The sequence below is a fragment of the Hydrobacter penzbergensis genome, assembly GCF_900106985.1.
Classification (GTDB): Bacteria; Bacteroidota; Bacteroidia; order Chitinophagales; family Chitinophagaceae; genus Sediminibacterium; species Sediminibacterium magnilacihabitans.
Genome location: NZ_FNNO01000004.1, coordinates 78,333 through 104,468, shown reverse-complemented (window position 1 = coordinate 104,468; position 26,136 = coordinate 78,333). Strand labels below are relative to the sequence as shown.

Genomic DNA, 26,136 nt, shown 5'->3' with positions numbered 1-26,136 from the left:
AATTATTCCATTTGAATGGCAGTACCCGCTTCTCCTGCTACCAGTTGCGTGAGTTGCTCAGCTTTGCCGATGATCACTTTATGAACACCTTTTTGCAAGGCAGCGAAAGCATTGTCGAGCTTGGGTATCATGCCGGCAAAGATCAGTTCTTTTGCTTTGAGTTCACTATAATAGCCGGGATTGATCTTACTGATAACTGTAGCATCATCATTGGCATCGAGCAGTACGCCACTTTTTTCGAATGAATAGATCAATTCTACCTGATACAGGCTGCTCATAGAGCGGGCCATTTCCTGGGCGATGGTATCTGCATTGGTATTCAGCAATTGTCCCTTTTGATCGTGTGTGATGGGTGCCGCTACGATCGCTACCTGTTGTTGCAGAAGCGCATGCACCAGTGATATATTCACTGCATCCACATCGCCTACAAAACCATAATCGATGCTAGGGTGTTGTCTTTTGTGGGCCAGTATGCTGTTACCATCCGCTCCACTCAATCCAATGGCATTACAATGATTCGCCTGCAATTGTGCTACAATGTTTTTATTGATATAACCTGCATACACCATGGTTACGATCTTCAGGGTCTCAGCGTCGGTGATCCGTCTGCCATCTATCATCTGTTGCTCAACACCCAATTGGGCCGCCAGTTTTGTTGCCAGCTTGCCTCCTCCATGAACCAATATCTTATATCCTTTCAATGCGGCAAAATCTTTCAGGAACGACTCAAGTTTTTGCTCATCGTCTATGATGTTTCCGCCGATCTTGATCACATAGAGCTTTTCCATGGTGCTTATTTTCCCGATTGTAATAATTCTGCCAGTACTGTCTGTGCAGCCCATACCCTGTTACCGGCTTGTTGCGTAACCAGGCTGTGTGCACTGTCGAGTATTTCATCGCTCAGTTCCACATTCCTTCTTACGGGCAGGCAATGCATTACTTTGGCATTGTTGCTTGCTTTCAGCTTTTCTTCTGTCAGCATCCATGCCGGATCATTCTCATAGATCTTACCATAATCGTTATAAGTGCTCCAGTTCTTTACATATACATAATCTGCATCTTTCAACGCTGCATCCTGGTCGTGTGTAATGGCAGCTCCTTTGGTGAACTGCTCTGCGAGTTCATAATCCTGCGGATGGGTGATGACAAAATCGGCTTCTCCCCATGCATTTATCCATTGGGAAAAACTATTTGCTACACATTGCGGCAGTGGTTTTACATGCGGCGCCCAGGTGAGTACGATCTTGGGTTTGCGTTTTGTATGCTGTGTCCGGTAATGTTCCTGTATGGTAATGATGTCTGTCAACGATTGCAAAGGATGCAGTGTAGCGCTTTCCAAACTTACTACAGGTACGCCAGCATATTTGATGAATTGGTGGATGAACATTTCGCTGTAATCCTCTTCCCGGTTCTTAAGAGAGGGAAATGTACGTATGCACAGTATATCGAAATATTGCCCCAATATCGGCGCAGCATCTTTGATATGCTCTACAGTATTACCGCTCATGATGGCGCCTTCTTCAAACTCAAGCGCCCATCCTTCTTTATCTACATTGAACACAATGGCTTCCATACCCAGGTTGCGCGCGGCCACTTGTGTGCTCAAACGCGTACGCAGACTGGGATTCAGAAACAATAAACCAATTCGTTTATCCGCTCCGAGCTGCCTGTCGGCAAAAGGATTTGCCTTATATGCCAACGCTTTTTCAACGAGCGCATTGATATTGGGAACATCGTAAACGGAGATAAATTGTTTCATTGTTATAGTATTATGCGAGGTACTGTTATGCGTTTTCTGTTGCATGCGCTGTTATTTCAGCGATGGCTTCTTTCAATACGTCCAGGAATTCATCTACCTGTTTGCGTGTGATGGCCAAAGAAGGCAACAGACGAATCACATTCGGCTTGGCTTCTCCGGTAAATACATTGTGGTCGAACAATAATTTTTTCTTCAGGTCTTTCAATGCTTCCGGCACATCAAATCCGATCATCAATCCACGGCCGCGCACGTTCTGCAAGCCTTCAATCGTTTTCAGCCTGTTGAGCAGGTATTGTCCTCTTTGCTTTGCCACATCTATCAATTGGTCTTGCTGTATCACTTCCAGCACCGCCAGCGCTGCTGCACAAGCCAATTGGTTCCCGCCAAAAGTAGTGCCCAGCATACCGTATTTAGGTTGTATATGCGGTGCTATCAGTATGCCACCTATCGGGAATCCATTGCCCATGCCTTTGGCCATGGAATAAATATCTGCATTCACACCGGCATAGTCGTGCGAGAAGAACATACCACTTCTGCCATAACCGCATTGCACGCTATCAGCAATATAGACTGCTCCATAGTCGTCGCACAATTGCCTGATCAATTTCAAAAACGATTCATCGGCAATATTGATCCCACCTACGCCCTGTATCCCTTCAATGATCACAGCAGCGATCTCCTTTCCTTCCTTTGCAAAACAATCCTGCAATGCCTGCTGATCGTTGAACGGAAGGAAAATGATATTATCTGTCTCATTCACGGGTGCAACGATCGATTTGTTATCGGTAGCAGCCACTGCCAGTGAAGTCCGGCCATGGAATGATTTGCTGAAAGCGATTATTTTTTTTCTTCCCGTATGAAAAGACGCCAGCTTCAATGCGTTCTCATTGGCTTCGGCGCCACTGTTGCAAAGGAAAAGCTGGTAATCCTGTTTACCGCTCACTTCTCCTAATTTTTTAGCCAGCTCGAGCTGAATAGGAATATGAATGGAGTTGGAATAAAAAGCGATCTTTTCCAGTTGGTCTTCTATTCGGCGCACCCAGTGTGGATGTGTATGTCCGATACTGATAACGGCATGGCCGCCATACATGTCTAAATACTGTACACCGTTCTCATCCCATACATAAGACCCCTGGGCCTTGGTGATGGTGATGTTGTTGAGGGGATAAACGTCGAATAATTTCATTGTCGTCCTTATTAAAAATAGTTTGCTTTCAATTTTAGTCCTGCTGTTTCATCCAGTCCGAATAACAGGTTCATGTTCTGCACTGCCTGTCCGCTGGCTCCTTTCAGCAGGTTATCCGATGCGGAATGCACCGCTATCTTGCTGCCTTGTTTTTCAATATGCAACAGGCATTTGTTGGTATTCACTACCTGCTTCAGATCAATCATGGTGTCACTTACATGTGTAAAAGCGGCGTCCCTGTAAAAATCTTTGTACAGTTGTTTTATTTCTTCAATCGGAGACGCACAATCGATGACTGAAGTAACATAGATACCTCTTGTAAAGTCTCCTCTCCAGGGAACGAAGTGTACATCTGCCGCATCATTGCCCTGCAATTGTTGCAGGCTTTGACGTATTTCTTTGATATGCTGGTGTTGCAACGTTTTGTAAGCTTGTACATTGTTCGCTCTCCAGCTGAAATGTGAAGTGGTACTCAATCCCTGTCCCGCGCCTGTTGATCCGGTGATACCGGTAGTATATACATCCCCCAATAAACCCGCTTTGGCCAATGGCAACAGGCCCAATTGAATGGTAGTAGCGAAACAACCCGGGTTGGCAATATTGGCCGCTGCTTTGATCTGCACTTTGTTCATCTCCGGCAGTCCGTAAACAAATTGCCTGTTACCGATCGAAGCATGTGCTGCCAGCCTGAAGTCCTGTGAAAGATCAATCACTTTGATCTTTTCAGCAACATGGTTTTGCTCCAGGAATTTCCTCGCATCACCATGTCCCACGCAAAGGAACAGTACATCGATATCATCGCTTAGTGTGCCGGTAAATTGCAGGTCTGTTTCACCTACCAGGTCGGCATGCACTTTACTCACAGGATTACCTGCGTTGCTGGTGCTGTGTATAAATACTACGTCAACATCAGGATGGTTGATCAACAGGCGTATCATTTCCCCACCTGTATATCCTGCTCCTCCTACTATGCCTGCTTTGATCTTTTTCATGACTTACTGGTTGCTTTCTTTTACATTATGATAAATAGAAGTCTGGTTGCCGAAGATCTTCGAGAAACCTCTCACATCTTCTCCCGTCCAGCCATTGTTCATCTCCCCGTATTTACCAAACTTGCTGCTCATCAGGTCGTATTTCGACTCGATGCCAATGATTTGGAAATGATAAGGATGCAATTGTACAAATACATCGCCTGTAACATTGGCTTGTGAATTTTCCAGGTATGCTTCAATATCCCTCATTACCGGATCGAGTATTTGTCCCTCATGTAGCCAGTTACCATAGAACTGCGCCAGCTGGTCTTTCCAGCTCAGTTGCCATTTGGTTAATACATGCTTTTCCAGTGCATGATGCGCTTTCAGGATCACCATGGGTGCAGCAGCTTCAAAACCAACGCGGCCTTTGATACCAATAATAGTATCACCCACGTGGATATCCCTGCCCACGCCATAAGGACCGGCAATGGTTTGCAGGTATTGAATGGCTTGTGCAGGGTGATCGAATGACTGATCGTTCACTGTTCTCAATTCTCCCTTTACAAAACCCAATTTTACTTCTTCAGAACCGGTTTTGGTAACCTGTGTAGGCCAGGCTTCTTCAGGCAACATGCCTTTCGACTGCAAAGTTTCCCTTCCGCCTACGCTCGTGCCCCACAATCCTTTGTTGATAGAATAAGCCGCTTTGGCAAAATTCATTTCCACACCTTTAGATTTCAGGTATTCGATCTCTTCTTCCCTACTCAGTCGCAGGTCTCTTATAGGCGTAATAATTTCCACACCGGGGATCATGATGTTGAAGATCATATCAAACCTTACCTGGTCGTTACCCGCACCTGTACTTCCATGAACCACTGCAACAGCGTTCAGCTTTTTGGCGTGCTCGGCAATATGCAGGGCTTGGCTCAATCGCTCGGCGCTTACGCTGAGCGGGTACGTGTTATTCTTCAGCACATTGCCAAATACCAGGTATTTGATGATGCTGTCGTAATAACTTTTTACGGCATCCACCGTAGTATGTGTTTTTACACCCAGTTTGTAGGCATGCTGTTCAATTTGCTGCAATTCGGTTTCGCTGAAACCGCCGGTATTGACAATTACGCTGTGCACTTCATAACCCTTCTCTTCTGTCAGGTATTTTACACAATAGGAAGTATCGAGGCCGCCACTGAATCCGAGAACTACTTTTTGCATGATATGACTGGTTTTGAAAATGATTAAAGGTGAAAGAAATAATGAAACAATGATTTGGGTTTACCCGAAGAGCCGGAGCTCTCTTTTCTTTTGAAAAAACTCAGCAACCGGCTTTGCTTGATCTTCATGAATCTTTCCCAGAGCTTGGAATGCTTATTGAATTCCTGTGTGGTCTCTTCCGGCGTATAATGATCGGCCGGATCGTATAACATGGCTGTACACATACAATTCTTCCTGTCTTTACTCATCAGGATATCGTAGTTCACACAACTCTTACAGCCTGCCCAGAATTCTTCATCATCTGTCAGCTCACTGTAGGTAACAGGCTCGTAACCCAGCTCACTGTTGATCTTCATCACGGCAAGACCCGTGGTTAACCCAAATATTTTGGCCTTCGGGTATTTTTCCCTCGACAGGTTGAAGATGGTTCTCTTGATGAGCTTGGCTACGCCGCTTTTCCTGAATACAGGAGCTACGATGAGACCGCTGTTCGCAACGAACTCATCATGCCCCCAGGCTTCTATATAGCAAAAGCCTACCCAGGTGCCATCTGGCAAGAGGGCGATGACGGCTTTGCCTTCCGTCATTTTCTGCGCAACATAATCCGGACTGCGTTTGGCAATCCCCGTGCCACGCGCTTTTGCAGAAGCTTCCATCTCATCAGTGATGGTTTGCGCGTAGTGTGTGTCGCCACTATTGGCTACACGGACAATAATATTTTGTTCCAACTTGCGAAAATTAATAACGTGAAAAAGAAACGCTGCTCTTGTCGAAGAATTCCGGGGGATTTTCCACTGATAGGGGCAAGTGCCAGTTGCTCGTCCTATCAGCAACCACGTCGGGGGAAGGAAATAAAAGCGGCTTCCACTGAACCCACCCTTAACGGGGAATTCAATGAAACTAAATTAATATGTGTAATTGCCTGCTTCACTTGCAATATCTTTTCAGTGATTTGAAGGTGTAAAATTAGTATAGTTTACAATAAATACCCTCAATTTTTTATGAAAATTTGGTTAAGCTCGGTCATTCGAGGCACTTACGGCTGTTAGCATAAAAAAGGCCACCCCGTCTTTCAGGGATGGCCATCATTTATACCAAGCAATAACAAACTATTATTCCATGCCCCCGGGTTTTCCGCCACCGCCTCCCATCCGCATCATATCACCCATGCCCATTCTTCCACTTTTGAACATCTGCCGCATTGGATTGTTGTCGTTTCCACGCTGCATGTTATTGGCGCCAAACCGTCGAAGATTATAGGTAAAGCTGATCATGAAATACCTTGTGAGCACTTTATTCTGTATATCCTGCCAGCCGGTAGCAGTTACCTGGCGGGTGAGCGACACGTTCTGGTTCAACAGATCGAATACATAAAATTTGAGTTCGCCGGCTTTGTTTTTAAATAGCTGTTTTGACAGGCTGGCATTCCATAATGGTATCGCCGTATTGTACCCGGCGCTCCGGCCACTGCTGTAGGTATAGCCAAAATCGGTAGACAGTATCCATCCGTTTTTGGTGTAGTAAGTAGCTTCCGTAGAAGCATCCTGTGTAAGCGTATTGTTGTTTTGCTCGGGTTTGAGCGTATACCTCGCCATCACATAAGTGGGGGTATAGAAAAAGTTCATGTCGAAATTATCCTTCAAATTGGTTGTCCATGCAATGGTTCCGCCTAATGAATGATTGCGGGTATAGTTGCTCAGCCCGTTGATCAACGCCTGGCTCTGGTTGGTTGACAGGTTGGCCCTCAGGTTCATATTACTCTTGGGCGATTTGATCTGGAAACCATAATTAAAGAAAGCATTCGCATTGTAAGTGCCTCCCAGGTTCACCGGCTTCACCATCTGACCTCCGTTGGCGAGCAGTGTAGTAGCGTTCTGGATATCATTTTGTACCATGCTGGCATTCACTGTTGCAAAAATGATCTTGCCTGTATTGGCTTCATAAGAATGATACAGCACGCGGAAACTGTGCGTGAATTGTTGCTTCAGATCGGGATTGCCCACTTTGATGTTGAGCGGGTTACTGTTATCCACCACCGGTTGCAACTGATCGATACTTGGCTGGCCCGTTCTTCCGTAATAGAAGAACCGCAGGTTACGTGTTTTGCTGAATGCATAACTGAAATTGGCCGTTGGTGAAAGGTTTACATAATGCTGTGTCAGCGTACTGTCTTTCGTGAGGTTGTGGCTGCTACGGTCTCCCAACTGCAATCCCGATCCCACGCTGAAATTCATTTTGGTATTCTGTACACGATAGTTCAGCGAAAAGCGGTTGGCCTGGTACGTATTTTCAAAAATATTACTCAGGTTCATTACCGGTATATCATAATTACCGGTTGACATGTCAAAATTATAAGTGTGTTTACCCGAAGTATTCCGGTTGCCGGAATAATTATAGTTCAGCTCAATCAACTGGTTCTTGCCCACCGGTTCTGTATAAGAAAAAGTAGTGCTGATGCTTTTGGTTTCCGGGTTACTATTGTATACCTGGTTGATGGTATCGATACGCTCTGGCCTGGTGGCTGTAGCAAATGTGTGCGTAATGGAATTATTGGTGCCCGAACCATCGTTGGTATTCTGCCCCAGGTTCAGGTTCACAGAGAAAGTACGCCCTTTCCTGGAAAACCGGTGACGGAAAGTAGCATCGATGCTGGCATTGTATCCGGAGTTGGCGCGGGTAGCGTTGGCAGTTGAATTGCTGATATCGATCAGGCTTCCACCCTTGCCCATTCCTTGTGATGTATTGGTCTGGTCAGAAGTTGAGCTCGTATTCTGGAAACTGATATTGGGTCTCACGATGAGCACATTGCTCGAATCGAACTGGTGTTCGATATTCAGATCGATTCGGTGATTCTGGTTATGTGTCACGGATGATTGGGAAGACCTGGTAAAAATGGATGAGTCGGGCGTCTGCGTCAGTGTCTGGGCATAACTGTTCTGTTCACGGTATGTGCGTTGGTCATTATAAAAATAACTGCCGGATACCTGCGTTTTGGCGCCCCAGTTATCGCGGAAGTTAACACCCCCTGCCCAGGTATTCACCAGCCCCCCGCCACCACTTGTTCCCAACAGTGAACCTCCTCCAAATCCGCCGCCGCGGTTTCCACCACCGGCGCCGCCAAAACCTCCGCCACCAAGTGAACCAAGGATATCCTTTACAGAAAAATTCTGCTTATTCACGTTATTACCCTGCCCCAAAAGTGTGATCTGCTGGTTTCCATTCATTCTGCTCAGGTTAAAACTATTATCATACAATCCTTCTTCTTCATTCGCGCCAAAGCCCAGCGAAGCTTTTCCAAAATAGCCCTTGCGTTTGTCTTTGCGTGTGGTGATATTAATCGTCTTGATGCGGTTACCATCATCGAACCCGGTAAAAGCGCTCTGGTCGCTCAATGCATCAAACACTTGTATCTTATCGATGATATCGGGAGGCAGGTTCTTGGTGGCCATCTTGGGATCATCACCAAAAAACTTTTTACCGTCTACCAGCACCCGCTGCACCTGTTCGCCCTGTGCCTTCACATTGCCGTCTTTGTCCACTTCCATACCCGGAATTTTTTTAAGCAGGTCTTCCACAACCGCATTGGGCTTGGTCTTGAATGCAGAAGCGCTGACTTCAATCGTATCCTTTTTCATTTGTATGGGCGACTGCATAACCGTTACCATTCCCAGGTCGTTATCGGCCTGCTTCATGTAAACGGTACCCATACCTATTGTTGCATTCGTTTTTGAAAATTGAAAACGGCGCGTAAACGTTTCATACCCCTGGAAACTGATCCGTACCATCATATCACCGAAAGGAATGCCGCTCACGGAAAAGCTTCCGTCCGCTTTGGCCAGGCTGTAGGCTTCAATGGTAGAATCCTGCGCATTTAACACAGTTACCGATGCATCTTTCATGGATTGCTTCGCAACTGAATCCACCAGTTTTCCGTTGATGGAAGCCGTGGCCTGCGACATGGCTTCCACAGAAAAAAACAACATTGCGATCGCTAATAAAACTCTGCTCATAAACTGCTGAATCATTGATCAAATATATTTTCCTTTACCAGGCAGCAGGGGTTTAGTCGATACAGATGGAAAACTACTGCTATAGCTGGACAAGCGCCTGAAATAATCGGTGAAACACCGGGCAAAAAAGGGCAGTATTGATTTACTTATAATTTGTTAAGAAAAAAAATATATGCAAATGGTGCAGTAATTTTGATGTTCTGTCAACTGCATTACCCAACACCAATACCATTTAAAGATGAGAAAATCTTTGCACGCTTATCCTTTTTTTGCGACTAGCCTGATTTTGCTGGCCGCATGTCTTTTTACGAGTTCTTGCACCAACAATTCACAGGCAGAAGCTAAAAAGAAAGACTCTTCCGGCACTCACCCAGATCCGATGAGCCTTGAATTAAGATTTACTGCCGATATGCTCGACAACAAAAAAGACCCGTCCTGCGGTATGCCTGTAACAGCCGGCATGTCAGATACTGTGCACTATCATGGCAAAGTGATCGGCTTTTGTTCGAAAGAATGCAAGGCTGAATTCCAGAAAAGCCCCGATAAATACATAGTGGCTTCGGAAATGAAATAGTTATTCCGCAATAATTTACCTGAATGCCATACGATGATATCGTGTGGCATTTTTAATTTAACTGAATAAGTATTCCACGTCTTCTTTGGTAAGACTCTTCACAAAGCCCTCATCGTCTGTAATGAGTTCGCGGGCAAGGCTTCGTTTCCGCTCCTGTAGTTTGAGTATTTTGTCTTCCACCGTATCGGTGCATATCATCCTGTAAGCGAAAATATTTTTCGTTTGACCAATGCGGTGTGTACGATCTATCGCTTGTTGCTCCACAGCCGGATTCCACCAGGGGTCAACAATGTAAACATAATCTGCCGCAGTGAGGTTCAGACCTACACCTCCCGCTTTCAGTGAGATCAGGAAAACACGGCAGTTTTCATCATTCTGGAATCGCTGGATGGCTTTTTCGCGTTCGGCTACTGTACTGCTTCCGTCGAAATATTCGTAATCAACGCCCAGCTCTTCCAGCTTTTGTTTGATCAGTGCCAGCATGCCCAGGAACTGCGAGAATACCAGCGCTTTGTGGTTGCTGATGTTTTCAGTGATCTCCCTGCCAATCTCTTCGAGTTTTACCGAAACATTGGGGTATCGTTCTTCTTCTTTCATGATGGCCGGACTATCACAGATCTGCCTGAGCCTCATCAATCCCTGCAAAATGGTGAGCTGCGATTTTTGTATGCCCTGGTTTTCCACCACACCCAATATCTTATCGCGATAATCGTTCCGGTAAGCATCGTAGATCCTTCGCTGTTCTTCTCCCATTTCACAGAACAGTACCATTTCCTGCTTTTCGGGCAGGTCTTTGGCCACCTGTTCTTTTGTACGGCGCAGGATGAATGGATACAGTAGTTTGCGCAAATGCTCTTTCTGTTCTTTTTCTCCGAACTTGTCAATCGGGATGGAGAACTCCTGCTTGAAAAATTCTACACTACCCAGCATGCCCGGGTTGAGGAAATTCATCTGGGCATAAATATCGAATGTATTGTTTTGCAAGGGCGTACCACTCAGGCAAAGCCGGTTCCTGGCTTTCAGCAGGCCCGCAGCCTTGGTTACCTTACTGCCGGGGTTTTTGATAGCCTGGCTCTCATCGAGTATCACATAATCGAACGGAACTTCCACAAATTGCTTGATATCACTTCGTAAAGTACCGTAGGTAGTGATCAGCACATCCACACCGTTCATCATCAACTTCTCTTTGGACCTCCCACCACCGTGATGGATGTTGTAACTAAGACTGGGCGTGAACTTGGTGATCTCGTTTTGCCAGTTGTACATAAGTGTAGTCGGACAAACCACCAGCGCCTTGATATGTGCATTCTCTTCTTTGAGATGATGCAGGAAACTCAATGCCTGTATGGTTTTACCCAAACCCATATCGTCTGCCAGTATACCACCCCATTGTACTTCGCGCAGGTAGTTGAGCCATTGGAACCCACTTTCCTGGTAAGGGCGTAAAATGGATTTCAGGTGTGCAGGGGCTGGTATCTCTTTGATGGAATGATTGTCTTTGATCCGTTCATATTTCTCTTCCAGTTGAAAAAAGAGTTCCTCTTCGTCACGCTCCAGGTATAATTCTTCTATTACGCTGAAATGGTATTTACTCAGCTTCATAGTTCCTGTCTTTCCTTCACCTACACGGAACAGCAACGAATATTTTTTGATCCATTCTTCCGGAAGGATGCCCAGCGTGCCATCATCCAGTTGCACAAACTGCTGTTTGTTGGCCAGGGCCTTTTTCACGTCGTCTACCGTTACCTTCTGCTCTCCGAACTGTATCTGCACTTTGGCATCAAACCAGTCGGTGTTGCTGCTGATGAATATTTTGGTAGATGGCTTGGCGGTATTGAAACGAAATTTCTTCAAGGCCTCAAAACCATATACCGGGATATTCATTTCATTGGCCGCATCCACAAACAGGAAGAACCAATTGTTCTTGAGTACTTCGGAACCTTTCAGCGCCAGCACATCTCCCTCAACCGGTTTTACAAAATGAGAATGCAGCGATTCCACTTTCTGCACAAATTCCCTTTCAGCATCCAGGTTGCGCTGTATCACAAGCAGTTTATCTGCTACCGGCAGAATGATCTTTTCTTTATCGGTACTGCGTACATCATATCCCTTATATGTAAACACCGGTTGAAACAAAAGATAATCTCCCTTCTCTTTCAGCACCACTTTCACATCCGGCTTAATATCCTTGACTTCTTCTTTTTGTACATTACTGAAATGCACATTGTATTCTTTCGAAAGCGGCAACACGAATTGCTGTAACTGCACGGCCCAGTCTTCTGCGGCAATGGTGATCTTGCCTGAAGGCAGAAATTTTTCCAGCACAATGATGTCTTCCGTGCGATTCCAGGTGAAAAACTGGTTGTGGTATTGAAAAAGCAATGCCGATCCGCATTCATTTTCGGCGATATTGAGGTTAGCCAGCGGCAGCTTTATCCTGCAATCGATCACATACTGGTGATTGCTGTAGTTTACTTCGAACTCCGGACTGATAAACGGCAGCGTCAACTCGGCCTGTTGCATATTAGCCGTTGTAAAGGTTTTCCCGGATGACAGGTAGAATACAAAAGCGTTACCCGTCAGATCGGTAAACAGTTTTTTTATTTTGGGATGGAGGTATTCATTGATGAGGTGACGGGTCTCTTCCGGTAACTCATCGTCGTGTTGCTGTATGATGTTTTCCCAAATGCCACTGAATGGTGAATTCCGGTTAAGGTACCGGTTGATCTCTCCCGGCAATAATTTACGCAACTGTTGCAGCAGTATTTTGTCTTCTTCGTTAAATACTTCCGTGTTGATGTATTTGCCCAGGTCGAGTTTTACTGCCTTGCCTGTATAGCCCGTTCCAGCCTCATCTGCTTCGCCCTGTACCGCATCCAGTTGAAGATAGGGGTACTGGTGTTCGTTGGAATTGATTACAATCCCCAGTTTCAGCAATTGCTTTTCTGTCTCTTCTTCGTCTTCTGCAATATCTGGTACTGTTTCTTCTATTTTTTTTGGCTGCACAGTCGCCGGCTGGTTCAATGATACTTTTTTGATGGAAGCATCCAGTACACGCAGGAAAGGCTTCCCATCTGTATAGGTGAATTCAAATTTTCCATCCAGGTCGTCTTCCAGCGAATAGCCGTAGAGCGCCAGCAGCTTGTTTTTCTCTTTATCCCAGTTACGGATGCTGTCGAAATAATTGGGACCGTAATTATGCAGGAGCTGCAACAGCACGATGCATTTGTGCACGCAGAGCGGATGTGCCTGGTCGGTGTGACAGGTACAACTCGTATCAAAATTCCGTTCTTCGTTTTTCTGGATAACCACCCTGAAATTTTCGCCCTCGTATTCCAGCTCGGCCACCACCCTTTCATCTTTTGCCTCGAGGAGATTGGACCTGCTGCTGCGCAACAGGTTCTCAGCGGCGTCGAAGCTGGCGGGAGATGTGAGCATACGAATCAGCTTCAGATCAAGCTGTTTCATTTTTACTACCGTATGCTTCTGGTCATAAGAAGATTCCCTGTCGCCCAATAAGTTTTTATCTAACAAGTCCTGCAGGTAAAAAAGAGCGGCTGCTTTGTGACGGCAGATTTCCGAGAGGTTATACGGACAGGAGCAACGCAGCGAAAGGGTTTTAGCGTCTTTGAACTGGTTGATATGTACTTTATAAAAAGTAGTGTATCCGTCATCTTTCACCCGGAAAACCACATTGGCCATCAGGTCGTCGTATTCCACCAATTCCACATTGCCGAGCGCATGGATCTTTTTGCCCCTCCGGATCACTTCTTCGGTGCCACTGTTATAGATATGTTTGACCAGGTACGGTAAAGCCATGTTTTGCCAGGAATTAGGGTTTGGGCAATTTGCAAAAGTAAAGGAAAGCGCGGCAGTTACCGAAAACTAAAGGGAAGAATGTGGATGAAATGTTTGTTAAGATCCCCCGGCCGGGCCTGTAAGGCTTACAAGGTCCCCATTACGGTAAACGGGCAAAACATTGGCCTGATCGGCCGTTACGCAGTATTCCAGGTCGGCTTCCAGTCCGTAAGCAGCCAGCCTGTGCCAGTGGGTAGTTTTACGTATGAACTGTTTGATATCGTTTTTGTGCAGGCGGTACATATCTTCCGCCATCAGGCTGCTGTCGCAATGGATGGCAAAATGGTCTCTGATCCTTTCAATGACTGCACCTGCAAAAAGGGCGTCTTCCAGGTTGAAGCGGTCTTTCCAGGCAGAGCAGCCCAATACCACATTCTTATTTTGCGCCACCAGGTGGTCGCACACGGCAGAGAGGTTGGGAAAAGATCCTGTAATAACCTCAGATGCACCATTATTCAGCGCCATGTGTAAAAGCCTGGTACCATTGGTGGTGGTGAGTACCAGTGTTTTTCCTGCGATGAAAGAACGCGGGTATTCGGCCGGAGAATTGCCATGTGCCAAACCTTCAATCACTTTACCATCACGCTCTCCGGCTGTGATGCCGCCGGTCGTCTTACCTATCTGGATGCATTTATCCACGCTGTCAACGGGAATCACACGCGTAGCGCCATTATACAAGGCGGTAGCAATGGTGGATGTGGCGCGGAAAACATCAATGACTACCACAATACCGTTTGAAATATCATAGATATCCAGCAAACGGGGAGATACAACGGTAAATAAACTGGGTTTTTGATTCATAGGTTGCAAAGATAAAGTTCAGAAAGAACAAAGAGCCAGCCTGGAAAGGCCGGCCTTGCACAAAAAGAACCGAGTCACAAAAGATGCTGTTTGTTGGATCATGCGGGGGAACATAGAAACAACATCCATCCGGACAACCGAAACAGCCTGGCACCTTTGTCATTTGGCACTCACACGCTAACCGGCTTCAATCGATGCAGGCAGACTGCGTTCTTTTGTGCAACCAAACACAAAGAACAGCTGCAGGGAACCTGAGCCGCAGTATTGAGCAATGCTATTGCTGCAGTTCAGGAAGTTTTTTCCCCAGTATCAGTAACTCATTGATCTGTATTTCGGTTATATATTGTTTATCGCCTTTTTTATCTGTATACTGGCGATTAACCATCTTGCCTTCAAGCGCAATTTCACTTCCTTTGAACAGGTATTTTTCAGCAATATCGGCCAGCTTGTTCCAGGCTATGGCCCGGTGCCATTGGGTATCGGACACTTTTTCCCCGTTTACATCACGGTAATGTTCATTGGTGGCCACACGCAGGTGTGCCGCTTTCTTGCCGGAATCGAATTGTTTAATTTCAGGGTCCTGGCCAAGATGGCCGATCAATTGTACCCTGTTCCTGATCGTGTACATAAGCAACAGTTTTACTTTGATGATGAATCGATGAACGGTCATTCACCGTACCGAATCCGAATGCATCACAAAGTTTAACTGTTCCGGTCTTTTTAAAAACCGTACTAATACGCAATTATTAGAAAGGAATTTTAACCACCCTTGCTTTTACAGGTGTATTACGTATGTCGATGAAGATTTCGCTGTCAAGCCCGGCATGGTCAACAGTTACATAACCCAATCCTACCGCTTTGTTCAGTGAAGGCGCCTGCGTGCCGCTGGTCACTTTTCCGATCGCATTGCCTGATGCATCCTTGATCAGGTAATCGTGGCGCGGGATGCCTCTTTCAATCATTTCAAAACCTACCAGCTTCCGTTTAACACCTTCCGCTTTTTGTTTTTCCAGTATTTTTTTTGCTGTGAAATCCTTGCTGAACTTGGTAATCCATGCGAGCCCGCCTTCCAGTGGAGAAGTGGTATCATCGATATCGTTTCCATAAAGGCAATAACCCATCTCCAGTCGAAGGGTGTCCCTCGCTCCCAATCCAATAGGTTTCAATCCCTGCGGGGTGCCGATCTCAAAAATGGCTTCCCATATTTTATCTGCCGCGCTGTTGCTGTCTTCAAAATAAATCTCTACACCGCCCGCTCCCGTATAACCAGTGGCACTTACCAGCACATTATCTACGCCAGCAAATTTTCCTTTGGCAAACGTGTAATATTTCAGGTTCATGATATCCATATCGGTAAGCGGTTGCAACATCTTTGTGGCGTTCGGGCCTTGTATGGCCAGCAGACAAGTCTTATCGCTGATGTTGTGCATTTCCACATTCCGGGTATTGTGCTTCGATATCCAGTTCCAGTCTTTTTCTATATTGGAGGCATTCACCACCAGCATGTATGTTTTGTTCTCTTCGATACAATAGACAATGAGGTCATCTACAATACCTCCCTGTTCATTGGGCAGGCAGCTGTACTGGGCTTTTCCGTTGGTGAGTTTGGAAGCATCATTCGAAGTAACGCGCTGGATGAGATCGAGTGCATCCGGACCTTTCAATATGAACTCTCCCATGTGACTTACATCAAAAACACCAGCATTTTTGCGAACAGCTGCATGTTCATCATTGATGCCGCTGTAACTGATGGGCATATTGTATCCTGCAAAAGGGGCCATTTTTGCGCCCAACGCCATGTGTTTCTGAGTAAACGGAGTATTTTTCATGCTTTTTTACTTTGCCGAGCAAAAATAGGTGAAGCAAGGGGGGCGTAAAAATAAAAAAACAATGTGTTACATTGTTTTCAATCAGTCTGCCGATAGTGTTGCTTTGATGCCTTCCCCCAATCGCTTTATTCTCAGGTAGGCGTCCTCGTCATTCTCCTTTTTATCGAACCTGATTTGCAGTTTACCCGGATTCGTCCTTATCTGAAAAATTGCCCGGTCCTGGGGAGCTATGTTCGCATCTATATAATGCTGGATCCGTTTTGTTTTCTGTTTATTGTAATGCGCCGATAATTCGTACCTGTCGTCTGAGTCTTGTATCGTAATACTTGTATTCGAATTGTCGAATGAAAATAAACAACCGGAAAGGGTAAAGACCGTAAGCATCAATCCCACGAAAATGACTGTAGCTATTTTTTTCATATTGATTGTTTTATTTCGCGATTCTTAAAGAAGGGAAGAACCCCGTTCTGAGAACAAAGCAGGGTTCTTTTCTTTCCCAACTTCAACCGATTTTATAGTACCATTTGCATCATCATCAATCTTGCATTATCGAATGTGATGTCCATCTTTTCTTCTTTTTTCTCGGCATGCACCGCAGGCATCACAGCATTGGGCTGGGGTGCTTCTTCGTAAGTAGTGGCTTTCTGATAATGATAGCGGGTAGTATCTACGGGTTTGTCCAGTTCTTTTTTCAGCTCTTCCGCCTCTTTTTGTTTTTTATCATATTCTTTCTTCAGTTCTTCTTTGCTCTTCTTGTATTGCTCTACTGCATTGTTCTCATCATCATCATTATTATTGTTGTCGCGCGCATCTTCTTCCTTGTGTACCCTTTCCAGTCCGCCTGCCCTCATAATGTATTCCACATTGCTGTCCCAGTTCTGGTAATCGTTCCAGTCATCGCCCCAGTCGCCGTCATTGACATGGAACCAGCTGAGCCTGTTCGCCACTCTCCTGTCGATCATGATCCGCTTGCCCACCGGCACCTGTACGGTTACTTCTACACGCTGGTTGCGGAATTTGGTTCCTGTATGCAGGGAGAATCCCCGATCGAGCCAGATGGTACTGTCTTCCTGGTTGATCCCATAGTTGATGCCTCTTACATTTTCCATGGCGCTGCCGGCATCTTTTCCGCTGCTGTACTTGGTAGCGGAGATATGGTAAACAGAATCCTTGCTTTTCAAGATGCGCAACCTCACATTATTAAGGAAAAGACTGTCATCGCTCACACTCATCACACCATCTATTTTGCCCAGCCATCCGCCAATCACTTTCACTTTGCTGTCGGGCACATTGATGATCAGTTTTCCCGTACCCGGCTGAACAATGGAGTATTCTTGCTTATCCCTGGCACTTGCATCGAAATTGCGTGCGATGGAAACGGCCAGCATGATGCCGCAGAATAATCCAATGAACCACAGTCCGGCGAAAGTGAAACCAAGAAACTTGTTGCCCGATTTAACACCCATGATCCTACGCACGATCCATATAATGAAAGCAACTACCGGCACGCCCAGGAACAGCAACAGTGTTGACCATGCAAGGAAGTTTTGTGTTACGCCTTCCAGGAAGAAATCTTTCAGGGGGAATACACCTATCCCTGCCACCAGAAACGCCAGGAGCGTAACCAGTAAGGCAAAAGCCAGTATACCTGCGAGGAAAAGAAAGAATGCCTTGAAGATAATGGCTATGGCATTGCCCAGCCGGCTACCGCCTCTTCTGCCGATCTTTGCTGCTTCACTGCTGAACTGTTGCCCCTTCTGGCTGATGGTTTGTCCGAATTCCTGTCCGAATTGTTGCGCACGCTCTTTCACTTCACCACCCCATTTCTCGGCGCGGCTTTTAAACCCCTCCAGGTCTTCCTGTATGGTATTCTTGATGGTATTAAGGTCTACTTTTTCGCCACGCATCTCCAGTTTATCCGACGCACTTTTGGCTTCCGGTATCACTGCCCAGAGTATGGCATAGGTGATGAAAAGTGTACCGCCAAAAGATCCGAAGACGATGCCTGGGAACGGATTATAGTCGAACCAGAAAACATGCCTGAATATGGAAGTGAATATGCCTACTACCAGCGGCAGTACAAAGATCAGTCGGGGTACCCATACGGCTATGTCGAAATAAGCAGCCAACCCGCTCGCCACACCTGCAATCACTTTTTCATCAGGATTGCGATAGAGACGCTTGGTGCTAGTAGCATTTTCAAGCCTTTTGGAAGGCAGTATGATCCATAAAAGGATGTATAACAAAATACCGGTTCCTGCGCCGAAAGTGATGAGGGCAAATACCAGGCGGACGATCGTAGGATCAACGCGCAGGTAGTTGGCCAGGCCACTACACACACCTCCCAGCATTTTATCACTTTCGTCGCGGTAAAGACGGCCTCTCGGTGCGTCACCGGCTCCTTCATAAAATGTTCTGCTTTGCTGCTGCTGTTTGGACTCTTCTCCTAATTGAGTCTGTACCTTGCTTTCGTCTCCTTCAAAGTCTTCCGGGCGGCCCATGCTCTTAATGATGCCATCTACATCTTCATCTGTGATGCAGGTGCTTCCTTTTTTAAGGCTGTCGCCAAACAGTTCTGCAATACGTCCTTCGATATCATTGATGATCTCGTCGCGCCCCTCCTCGTTGGCAAAGAACTTGCGCAAGCTTTCAACATACTGTTTGAGCATGTCGTAGGCCGATTCCTCGATGGGAATCACCCTGCCCTGGAAGTTTATATTGATTACCTTTTTCATTTTCTGTTCTGGTTTTGTTGGTTAAGGTTGGGATGGGTTGGGTTCGGATGTTGGATCTACGGCGGATTGCGTCAAAGTATGTACGGCGTCGGCCAGCTCCTGCCAGGTTCTTTCCAGTTCGCCATAGAACTCAAGACCTTTGTCTGTCATCACGAAATATTTCCGGGGTGGGCCGCTGTTGCTTTCTACCCAGCGGTAGGTTAACAAGCCTGCATTTTTCAATCGTGTGAGCAACGGGTACAAAGTGCCTTCCAGTATGTGCAGGTTGGCCGCCTTCATGCGATCCACAATATCGCTGGGATATACTTCGCCCTGGCGTATGATGGACAAAATGCAAAACTCCAATACCCCCTTTCGCATCTGACTCTGTGTGTTCTGAATATCCATATCCGGAGTTTTTGGACCTTCCGTCCCGCACCTGGTTTTGCGCGGGATGGGAGATCGTTGTTATGAAATGAGATTGGTTTGCTGCTTATGCCATCAGGAATCTCCGTCCGGTCCTTGTTCTTCTGCTGCGCTGGAGGTTCCAGTAATCGGCCGCTGTAAAAATGGCTTTGTGTTCTGCTACCTGGGCTACTGTTTCTTTTACAGATGCTTCCTTCACCAAGTTAGTGATATCGCTTTTCTCCAGGGCTGTCAGCAATTGAATGTTTTGTGTTTTCATGATTCTTTTATTTGATAGTGTTTTTAAATGCTTGTTCTCATTGACAACACAAAGATGGGATATTATTTGGTACTATGCAACACATAGTACCAGTTTTTTTTCAGTAATAGGCAGAAGATTGTAACTGGTTAAGCTTATTTATTTGATAATCAATACATTATGGCTATATCGAACATTTCACTCTTACATAAACGGCTTCTCAGGCTGATGAAAGGCTTAATGTTGTATCATTGTGCTTCCATGAAAAAGAAGCTCCTTTTCGTTTGTATTGAAAACAGTAACCGCAGCCAGATGAGCCAGGCTTTTGCTACTATATATGGTGGCGATGCTGTTGAAGCCTTCAGTGCGGGCAGTAAGCCTAGCGGCATAGTGAATCCCAAAGCCATTGCAGCCATGAAAGAACTGGGTTATGATCTCAGCAAACATGACAGCAAATCATTGCAGGAAGTGGAACAATATGCTCCTTTCGATGCGGTGGTAACCATGGGTTGCGGCGATGCCTGTCCATGGATGCCCGCCAAACAGTTCATCGACTGGCAGATACCAGACCCCAAACACCTGGAGCCCGCTGAGTTCAATCAAATACGCGATATGATCGGCGAGAAAGTAAAGCAGCTCATCGCTTCTTTGTAATGTTTATTGCGGGTTGCCGCCTTTGCCCAGGATAGCTTCGATAATAGAAGTAAAGAATGATACCACCAGGCTGAATAATAACGCCGATACCCATCCGTCTACTGTAAATCCTGGTACCAATGAGGCAGCGAATTTTACAATGAGAATATTGATCACCAACAGGAACAATCCAAGCGTCAATAAAGTGATAGGTATGGTGAGCAAGATCAGCACAGGTTTCACAAAGCTGTTCAACAGGCCCAATACGAGCGCCACCAATAAGGCAGTGGCAGTGCCATTTACATGTATACCTTTCAGTATATAGGCGGCAGCCAGTATGGCTACTGCTGTTGCAACGGTCTTTGTAAAGAAACGTCCTATCATGAAGTACAATTTATATTACCGTTAACTCATAAAATGCGTCGGGCTGCAGGTATTTTTCTGCCAGTTCCCGCAACGCTTCCGGACTCACTGTCTTGATGGTTGCTATGCTATTATAAAAATAAGCTTCCTCCAGGTTGTTCAACACATAACTTTTCCACCTGGCAATGACCTGGAAAGGTCCGTCAAGGTCGCCCAGCAAAGAACCCATCATATAATTGCGTACCAGATCGAGTTCTTCTTCCGGCACCGGTTCTTTACGCAGGAGCGCCATTTCTTTGTATACTTCTTCAATAGTGGCTTCACATACGTCCCTGCCCGCTTCCGTACTGATCATCCAGGCACAGTTGTGTATGTGATTTTGCAGGTAACTGTGTATGCCGTAAGTATAGCCTTTGTCTTCCCGGATATTACTCATGAGCCTTGAACCAAAAAAACCGCCAAACAGGTTATTCAATATCTGCACCCTGGGAAAATCGGGGTGATGCCTGTTAGGAAAAGGACGGGCGATGCGAATGGCGCCTTGCACACCATTCGCATCGTTGAGGATATGGTATTTTTTTTCATCGGCTGACTGCAGGTTGAATATTGTTTCAGGTAGCAGTTGTTTATTCAGGGGTAAATGGCCGAATGTTTTATTCAGTTGTTGTTGAATATCTCCCGGCAATTTCCCTGCCGTGAACACCAGGCATTTTCCTTCAACATAAAAACGCTTGTAGAAAGCTTTCAATTCATCCTGTTGCAGTTGGTCGTAATCCAGCGTAGAAGTATATCGCCCGTACGGATGGTGAAACCCGTAAAGGTACTCATCGATCAACCGGTTGGCGATAAAATCGCATTTCTTCAGGTTTACTTCCAGTCGTTGCTTCTGGTTTTGTTTGTAGATAGCCAGTTCTTCTTCGGGAAAAATACTTTCGGTGATCAGTTCAGCTACTACCGGTAACAGGTGATGCAAATGTTTTGCCAGGCAATGCAACGAGATGGTGGCCGTTTCATTATAACACTGGCGGTTCAGGTAAGCACCATAAAACTCAAAATGCTCATTGATAGCAAAAGCATTTTTTTGTTTGGTACCATTCTTCAACAAAAAATTGGTTGTAGCTGCTACAATGTTTTTTTCTTCATACCAGTTACCGGCATAAAACACCCACTCGATCATCACCACTTCTTCTGCGCCTGCATTGATGGCATACACAGGCACGCCGTTGTCCAGGGTAAACCGGTCGCAGGGTTTCAGTCGCAGATCAAAATCCACTGCATCTACTATTTCGGGGGCTGCTTTCCTGTTGGGCATTTTATCGGTTGGGTTTGCTGTAGTAAAAGATTGTGTTGCTGTTGTTCTCATCAAAGATGTCCTGGCTGTATTCCAGGATATCCTCCGCCGTTACCGCATGGTATTTTTGCAATTCGGTATTCATTAGTTGTGCATCGCCCAGCAATTCATACAGGGCCAGGCTTCCGGCGCGACTCATCACGCTCATGTCTTCAAAAGCAATCACGCTTTCTGTTTTATTCTTTACTTTCTGTAATTCCGTATCGCTCACTTTTTCCATTCGCATCCGCGCAACCTCGTTATCTACTGCTTCGGCAGCCGTTTCCATGCTCACTCCTTTTACCAGCTTGCCTTCGATGGCCAGCAAACCGGCATCAATGCTTCCGAAATGATAGCAATCCAGGCTGGAAAATAATTGCCGCTCTTTTACCAATGCCTGGTAAAGCCTCGATGAGCCTCCGCCTCCCAGTATTTCAGTAATTAAGTCGGCTACATAATAGCCTTTATCGAGCCGGCCGGCAATATGCCAGGTTTTGATGAAAGCATCCAGCGGCACATCGGCATGGTATACTGCTTTTCTCGGGGTTGCCTGCTTTGGTTCAACCGGTAAATTCCGCTGGTATTTTTCTCCCATGGGAATATCGCCGAACCATTTTTCGGCCAGCGTTCTGACCTTGTCTGTCTGCACATTTCCCGCCACCACAAGAATAGCATTCACAGGTCTGTAATGTTTGAAGAAAAATGCTTTTACATCTTCTATCTGCGCGTGTTCTATATGCGCTAATTCTTTACCGATGGTCATCCAACGATAAGGGTGTGTGGTATAAGCCAGTTCACGCATCTTATGCCATACATCGCCATAAGGTTTGTTGATATAATGTTCCTTGAACTCTTCCACCACCACTTTGCGCTGTACATCAAGGCTCTTTTCGCTGAAAGCCAGGCTCAGCATGCGATCGCTTTCGAGCCAGAAAGCGGTTTCAATATTTTCTGCCGGTAACTGGCAATAATAATTCGTGAGATCATTGGTAGTATACGCATTGTTTTCGCCGCCGGCCCTTTGCAGGGGCTCATCGTAATCGGCGATATTGATACTGCCGCCAAACATCAGGTGTTCGAACAAATGCGCAAAGCCAGTTTGAGAAGGAGCTTCGTCGCGTGCACCTACATCATACATAATATTCACTACAACCATGGGTGTGGACGGGTCTTCGTGTACCAACACCCGCAATCCGTTCTCCAGCACAAATCGGTTAAATTGAATCATAGTCCTTGTAAAAGACGCAAATTAGTCATTTTGTGCTACCGCCTGATGTCTTTGATATCCATGGTAAGCACCAGGGGATTGTTATTGCGGAAAACGATCACTTTCACCCTGCCCAGGGTATTCTGAAAAAGATTTTTGTACACCTGTATATTCTTGGAGAAATTAGATTCCACCGAAAAAATAATGTCGTCGGGCTTGAAACCTGCTTTATCGCCCGGGGAGCCTTTGACAATATCCACTACGCGGATCTCTCCATTGATCATATAAATGCCCAGACCTGTATACGAATAATCGAAAGACTCTGCGTAATGGCTGTTGGGTCTGATGTAAATACTCCGCTCGGGGTAGTTCAGGATCACATTGAAACGGCGCATGATATCGTTGCCTATCAGTCCGCCCAGCAAAGGATAAGAGGTAACATTGAAATCGTCTTCAAAAATATGGATGGGTACTTTGCGGAATTTATACGGACCCAGCTTCACCGATTTGATCACCGTTATCTGCATTTGTTTTTTCCCGCCTAACCCCTCTGCCTGCGTGGCATAATATTTTCTTTTCTTTTTGATGAACACGCTGTCATCCACAAAATCTTTTGATAAAAGGAAACAGAGCCCGGCGCCTGTATCAAAAATGAATTTACCGTTGATCTCTCTTTCATCGCCGATCATTGCATGCTGCATGGCCAGTGTTGAAAAATCCGGTTTCAATATATATCCGCCGCGTGGATATTTTATAGTGCCCGGTGTAAACACTTCAATCAGCTGTTTGTCATAATCGATCATCACAATATACCTTCTTAAAAAGCTATACCCGATGATGCCGTCTATTTTAATACCATACACACTGGTAAGCAGGTCGTAATCGTTGATGTGAAAGTCGAGGTGTTCCGTAACCAGTCCGGGTAACCTGAGCGTATGATTATACGCAAACTCCACCGTTCGCATCCCCGCAATACCGCGAATGGTTTTATCGCTCATCTTGAGCGACAGCTTCAAAGCCGCAGCAGTGGTTGAATCGAGTGAAATACCGCCGCTGCCGGTATCGAATACGAAGTTGAGCGAGTCGGGCGAATCATCCACCTGTGCTTTTACGATCACAATGCCACCACTGAGTTGTGTAAAAGAGAACTTGGTGAGCAAGTGCGATTGTGGCGCTATGAACTCTTCCTGTGCTTTCAAAGAAAAAAAACAGAAAAGCAGCAGGTTGGCAAGCAATAAGCGTTTCATACAAATTGAATATAAGCTTAATTACTAATAGCTGCTCAATTACTTTATGAATGGCATTTATCATCTTACCTTTGCCTTTTCTACTAAATGAGCGGATGATATGCAACTAGCCGATTTATACCAGAAAGCCCTAGGTTTTGAATTCCTTTCCGTTGAAGAAGGTCTGTTCCTTTTTGAACAGGCACCTCTGACCGAACTGATGTATGTTGCCGATGAGATGCGTAAGCAACAGGTACCACACGGAAAAGTGACCTGGCAGATCGATCGGAATGTAAATACCACCAATGTTTGCATTGCCAATTGCAAATTCTGTAACTTCTATCGTATACCGGGTCATGCCGAAGCGTATATCACCGATATGCCGGTTTACCGCAAGAAGATCAAGGAAACATTCAAATATGGTGGCGACCAATTGTTGTTGCAGGGCGGACACCACCCTGAGCTGGGCCTCGATTTCTATACCCGTACATTCCGCCAGTTGAAGCAGGAATATCCTACCCTGAAGCTGCATGCATTGGGCCCGCCCGAAGTGGCCCACATATGTAAGCTGGAAAAAATGAGCCATCGCGATGTGCTCATGGCTTTGCAGGAAGCAGGACTGGATTCTTTGCCGGGTGCAGGCGCTGAGATATTGGTTGACAGGGTGCGACGCCTGATCTCCAAAGGAAAATGCGGCGCCGATGAATGGCTCGCCATTATGCACGAAGCGCATAAACTCAACATCACCACCAGCGCTACCATGATGTTCGGTCACGTGGAAACACTGGAAGAGCGTTTCATTCACCTTGTGCGCATCAGGGAAGTGCAGAGCCTTAAACCGGAGTCGGCCAAAGGCTTCCTGGCATTCATTCCCTGGACCTTCCAGGATGTAGATACCTTACTGGCCCGTATCAGGGGCGTACACAACCTCACTACCCCCGACGAATATATCCGCATGATCGCCATCAGCCGCATCATGCTGCCCAATGTCAAGAACATCCAGGCGAGCTGGCTTACGGTGGGCAAGCAAACCGCCCAGATCTGTCTGCATGCAGGCGCCAACGATTTCGGCAGTATCATGATCGAAGAGAATGTGGTGAGTGCGGCCGGTGCACCCCATCGTTTTACCTACAAGACCATGCAGGACGCCATCCGCGAGGCCGGTTTCGAGCCCCAGTTACGCAACCAGCAGTACGAATGGAGACCCATTCCCGAAGCCATACAGGAGCAGGTAATCAATTATTGATGTTTTTCTGCCCGTAGTGTAACATAGTGGCCCTTCAATCGTATCAATAGTCAACAACATGACTGAAAAAGAGTACAACGACTGCGTCACACAATATGCCGATAATGTTTACCGCTTTATCGTGAAAAACCTCCGGCACGAGGAAGATGCCAGGGATATTGTGCAAACCGCATTCGAAAAACTCTGGCGTAACCGGGAAACGATCGAGACCATCAAATCAAAATCATACCTGTTTACCATTGCCTATAACCAGATGATCGACCATATCAGGAAGGTGAAAAGGATAAAATTGAAAGATACATTCGAAGAAAGCGGAAGCAAGACCTACCAGTTACACAGCAACCCAAGAAAAACCCTGATGGAGGCCCTGAACCGTCTCAATGAAACGCAGAAAAGCCTGGTGATGCTGAAAGATTATGAAGGATACAGTTATGAAGAGATCGGACAGATCATGAACCTGAACGCGAGCCAGGTAAAAGTGTACCTGCATCGTGCGAGGCTGGCACTGAAAACCTATCTGGTGAAACCTGAAAACATTATATAAGAC

At 46.0% G+C, this 26,136-nt stretch carries 23 protein-coding genes; 4 read left to right on the top strand and 19 right to left on the bottom strand.

Going from position 1 to position 26,136, the window contains the following annotated elements; genetic code table 11:
• Nucleotides 1-2: 2 nt before the first annotated feature.
• The 7 genes from argB to BLU98_RS06130 form a co-directional block, all read right to left on the bottom strand.
• Nucleotides 3-788, bottom strand: a complete 786-nt coding sequence (gene argB / locus BLU98_RS06160) for an acetylglutamate kinase (protein WP_026772713.1) — start codon at nt 786-788, stop codon at nt 3-5.
• A gap of 5 nt (nt 789-793) precedes the next feature.
• Complete coding sequence (locus BLU98_RS06155) at nt 794-1,759, bottom strand: N-acetylornithine carbamoyltransferase (RefSeq protein WP_092723270.1); 966 nt, start codon at nt 1,757-1,759, stop codon at nt 794-796.
• Nucleotides 1,760-1,784: 25 nt separating this feature from the next.
• The gene (locus tag BLU98_RS06150; RefSeq protein WP_092723079.1) at nt 1,785-2,945 is read right to left on the bottom strand and encodes an aspartate aminotransferase family protein; all 1,161 of its coding nucleotides are present in this window, start codon (nt 2,943-2,945) and stop codon (nt 1,785-1,787) included.
• An 11-nt stretch (nt 2,946-2,956) separates the two neighbouring features.
• Entirely contained in the window at nt 2,957-3,937 is a 981-nt protein-coding gene (gene argC, locus BLU98_RS06145; RefSeq protein ID WP_092723077.1) for an N-acetyl-gamma-glutamyl-phosphate reductase, read from the bottom strand.
• 3 nt (nt 3,938-3,940) lie between these two features.
• Nucleotides 3,941-5,134, bottom strand: a complete 1,194-nt coding sequence (locus tag BLU98_RS06140) for an argininosuccinate synthase (RefSeq protein ID WP_257574746.1) — start codon at nt 5,132-5,134, stop codon at nt 3,941-3,943.
• A gap of 23 nt (nt 5,135-5,157) precedes the next feature.
• Entirely contained in the window at nt 5,158-5,862 is a 705-nt protein-coding gene (locus BLU98_RS06135; RefSeq protein ID WP_092723073.1) for a GNAT family N-acetyltransferase, read from the bottom strand.
• A gap of 384 nt (nt 5,863-6,246) precedes the next feature.
• Nucleotides 6,247-9,117 carry a TonB-dependent receptor gene (locus BLU98_RS06130; protein ID WP_257574745.1) on the bottom strand — a complete coding sequence of 957 codons (2,871 nt, stop codon included), beginning with the start codon at nt 9,115-9,117 and terminating at the stop codon, nt 6,247-6,249.
• 265 nt (nt 9,118-9,382) lie between these two features.
• Between BLU98_RS06130 and BLU98_RS17540 the strand changes: the two genes are divergently transcribed.
• A complete protein-coding gene (locus BLU98_RS17540; RefSeq protein WP_139173851.1) occupies nt 9,383-9,718 on the top strand; it encodes a YHS domain-containing protein in 336 nt (111 codons plus the stop codon).
• A gap of 57 nt (nt 9,719-9,775) precedes the next feature.
• On the opposite strand, the gene BLU98_RS06120 is transcribed toward BLU98_RS17540, so the two are convergent.
• The 8 genes from BLU98_RS06120 to BLU98_RS06085 all read right to left on the bottom strand — a co-directional run bounded on the left by BLU98_RS06120 (nt 9,776) and on the right by BLU98_RS06085 (nt 19,605).
• On the bottom strand, nt 9,776-13,537 hold the full coding sequence (locus BLU98_RS06120; RefSeq protein WP_092723069.1) for a DEAD/DEAH box helicase: 3,762 nt from the start codon (nt 13,535-13,537) through the stop codon (nt 9,776-9,778).
• A 96-nt stretch (nt 13,538-13,633) separates the two neighbouring features.
• Nucleotides 13,634-14,377 (bottom strand): 2-phosphosulfolactate phosphatase, encoded by a 744-nt coding sequence (locus tag BLU98_RS06115; protein ID WP_092723067.1) that lies wholly within the window; start codon nt 14,375-14,377, stop codon nt 13,634-13,636.
• 274 nt (nt 14,378-14,651) lie between these two features.
• Nucleotides 14,652-15,005 carry a single-stranded DNA-binding protein gene (locus BLU98_RS06110; protein WP_092723268.1) on the bottom strand — a complete coding sequence of 118 codons (354 nt, stop codon included), beginning with the start codon at nt 15,003-15,005 and terminating at the stop codon, nt 14,652-14,654.
• 118 nt (nt 15,006-15,123) lie between these two features.
• Entirely contained in the window at nt 15,124-16,206 is a 1,083-nt protein-coding gene (gene gcvT, locus BLU98_RS06105) for a glycine cleavage system aminomethyltransferase GcvT (RefSeq protein WP_092723064.1), read from the bottom strand.
• 81 nt (nt 16,207-16,287) lie between these two features.
• Nucleotides 16,288-16,626: a hypothetical protein gene (locus BLU98_RS06100; protein ID WP_092723062.1), complete on the bottom strand. Its 339-nt coding sequence runs from the start codon at nt 16,624-16,626 to the stop codon at nt 16,288-16,290.
• Nucleotides 16,627-16,718: 92 nt separating this feature from the next.
• Complete coding sequence (locus BLU98_RS06095) at nt 16,719-18,941, bottom strand: PspC domain-containing protein (RefSeq protein ID WP_092723060.1); 2,223 nt, start codon at nt 18,939-18,941, stop codon at nt 16,719-16,721.
• Nucleotides 18,942-18,962: 21 nt separating this feature from the next.
• Complete coding sequence (locus BLU98_RS06090; protein ID WP_092723058.1) at nt 18,963-19,328, bottom strand: PadR family transcriptional regulator; 366 nt, start codon at nt 19,326-19,328, stop codon at nt 18,963-18,965.
• A gap of 85 nt (nt 19,329-19,413) precedes the next feature.
• Complete coding sequence (locus BLU98_RS06085; RefSeq protein ID WP_026772696.1) at nt 19,414-19,605, bottom strand: hypothetical protein; 192 nt, start codon at nt 19,603-19,605, stop codon at nt 19,414-19,416.
• 240 nt (nt 19,606-19,845) lie between these two features.
• On the opposite strand from BLU98_RS06085, the gene BLU98_RS06080 reads away from it, so the two are divergent.
• Nucleotides 19,846-20,238, top strand: coding sequence for an arsenate reductase ArsC (locus BLU98_RS06080; protein ID WP_092723056.1), 393 nt, complete (start codon nt 19,846-19,848; stop codon nt 20,236-20,238).
• A gap of 3 nt (nt 20,239-20,241) precedes the next feature.
• Here the strand turns inward: BLU98_RS06080 and BLU98_RS06075 are convergent, their stop codons facing one another.
• The 4 genes from BLU98_RS06075 to BLU98_RS06060 are packed head-to-tail and all read right to left on the bottom strand — an operon-like array spanning nt 20,242 to nt 24,364.
• On the bottom strand, nt 20,242-20,601 hold the full coding sequence (locus BLU98_RS06075; RefSeq protein ID WP_026768279.1) for a phage holin family protein: 360 nt from the start codon (nt 20,599-20,601) through the stop codon (nt 20,242-20,244).
• A gap of 10 nt (nt 20,602-20,611) precedes the next feature.
• Entirely contained in the window at nt 20,612-21,892 is a 1,281-nt protein-coding gene (locus tag BLU98_RS06070; RefSeq protein WP_092723054.1) for a M16 family metallopeptidase, read from the bottom strand.
• Nucleotide 21,893: 1 nt separating this feature from the next.
• Nucleotides 21,894-23,138: a M16 family metallopeptidase gene (locus BLU98_RS06065; RefSeq protein ID WP_092723052.1), complete on the bottom strand. Its 1,245-nt coding sequence runs from the start codon at nt 23,136-23,138 to the stop codon at nt 21,894-21,896.
• Between the two features lie 35 nt (nt 23,139-23,173).
• The gene (locus BLU98_RS06060) at nt 23,174-24,364 is read right to left on the bottom strand and encodes an aspartyl protease family protein (RefSeq protein WP_092723050.1); all 1,191 of its coding nucleotides are present in this window, start codon (nt 24,362-24,364) and stop codon (nt 23,174-23,176) included.
• A gap of 100 nt (nt 24,365-24,464) precedes the next feature.
• Here BLU98_RS06060 and mqnC point away from each other — a divergent pair, with 100 nt between their 5' ends.
• Together mqnC and BLU98_RS06050 are read left to right on the top strand one after the other, a co-directional pair.
• Nucleotides 24,465-25,589, top strand: a complete 1,125-nt coding sequence (gene mqnC / locus BLU98_RS06055) for a cyclic dehypoxanthinyl futalosine synthase (protein WP_092723048.1) — start codon at nt 24,465-24,467, stop codon at nt 25,587-25,589.
• 58 nt (nt 25,590-25,647) lie between these two features.
• Nucleotides 25,648-26,133, top strand: coding sequence for an RNA polymerase sigma factor (locus tag BLU98_RS06050; protein WP_092723046.1), 486 nt, complete (start codon nt 25,648-25,650; stop codon nt 26,131-26,133).
• Nucleotides 26,134-26,136 lie beyond the last annotated feature (3 nt).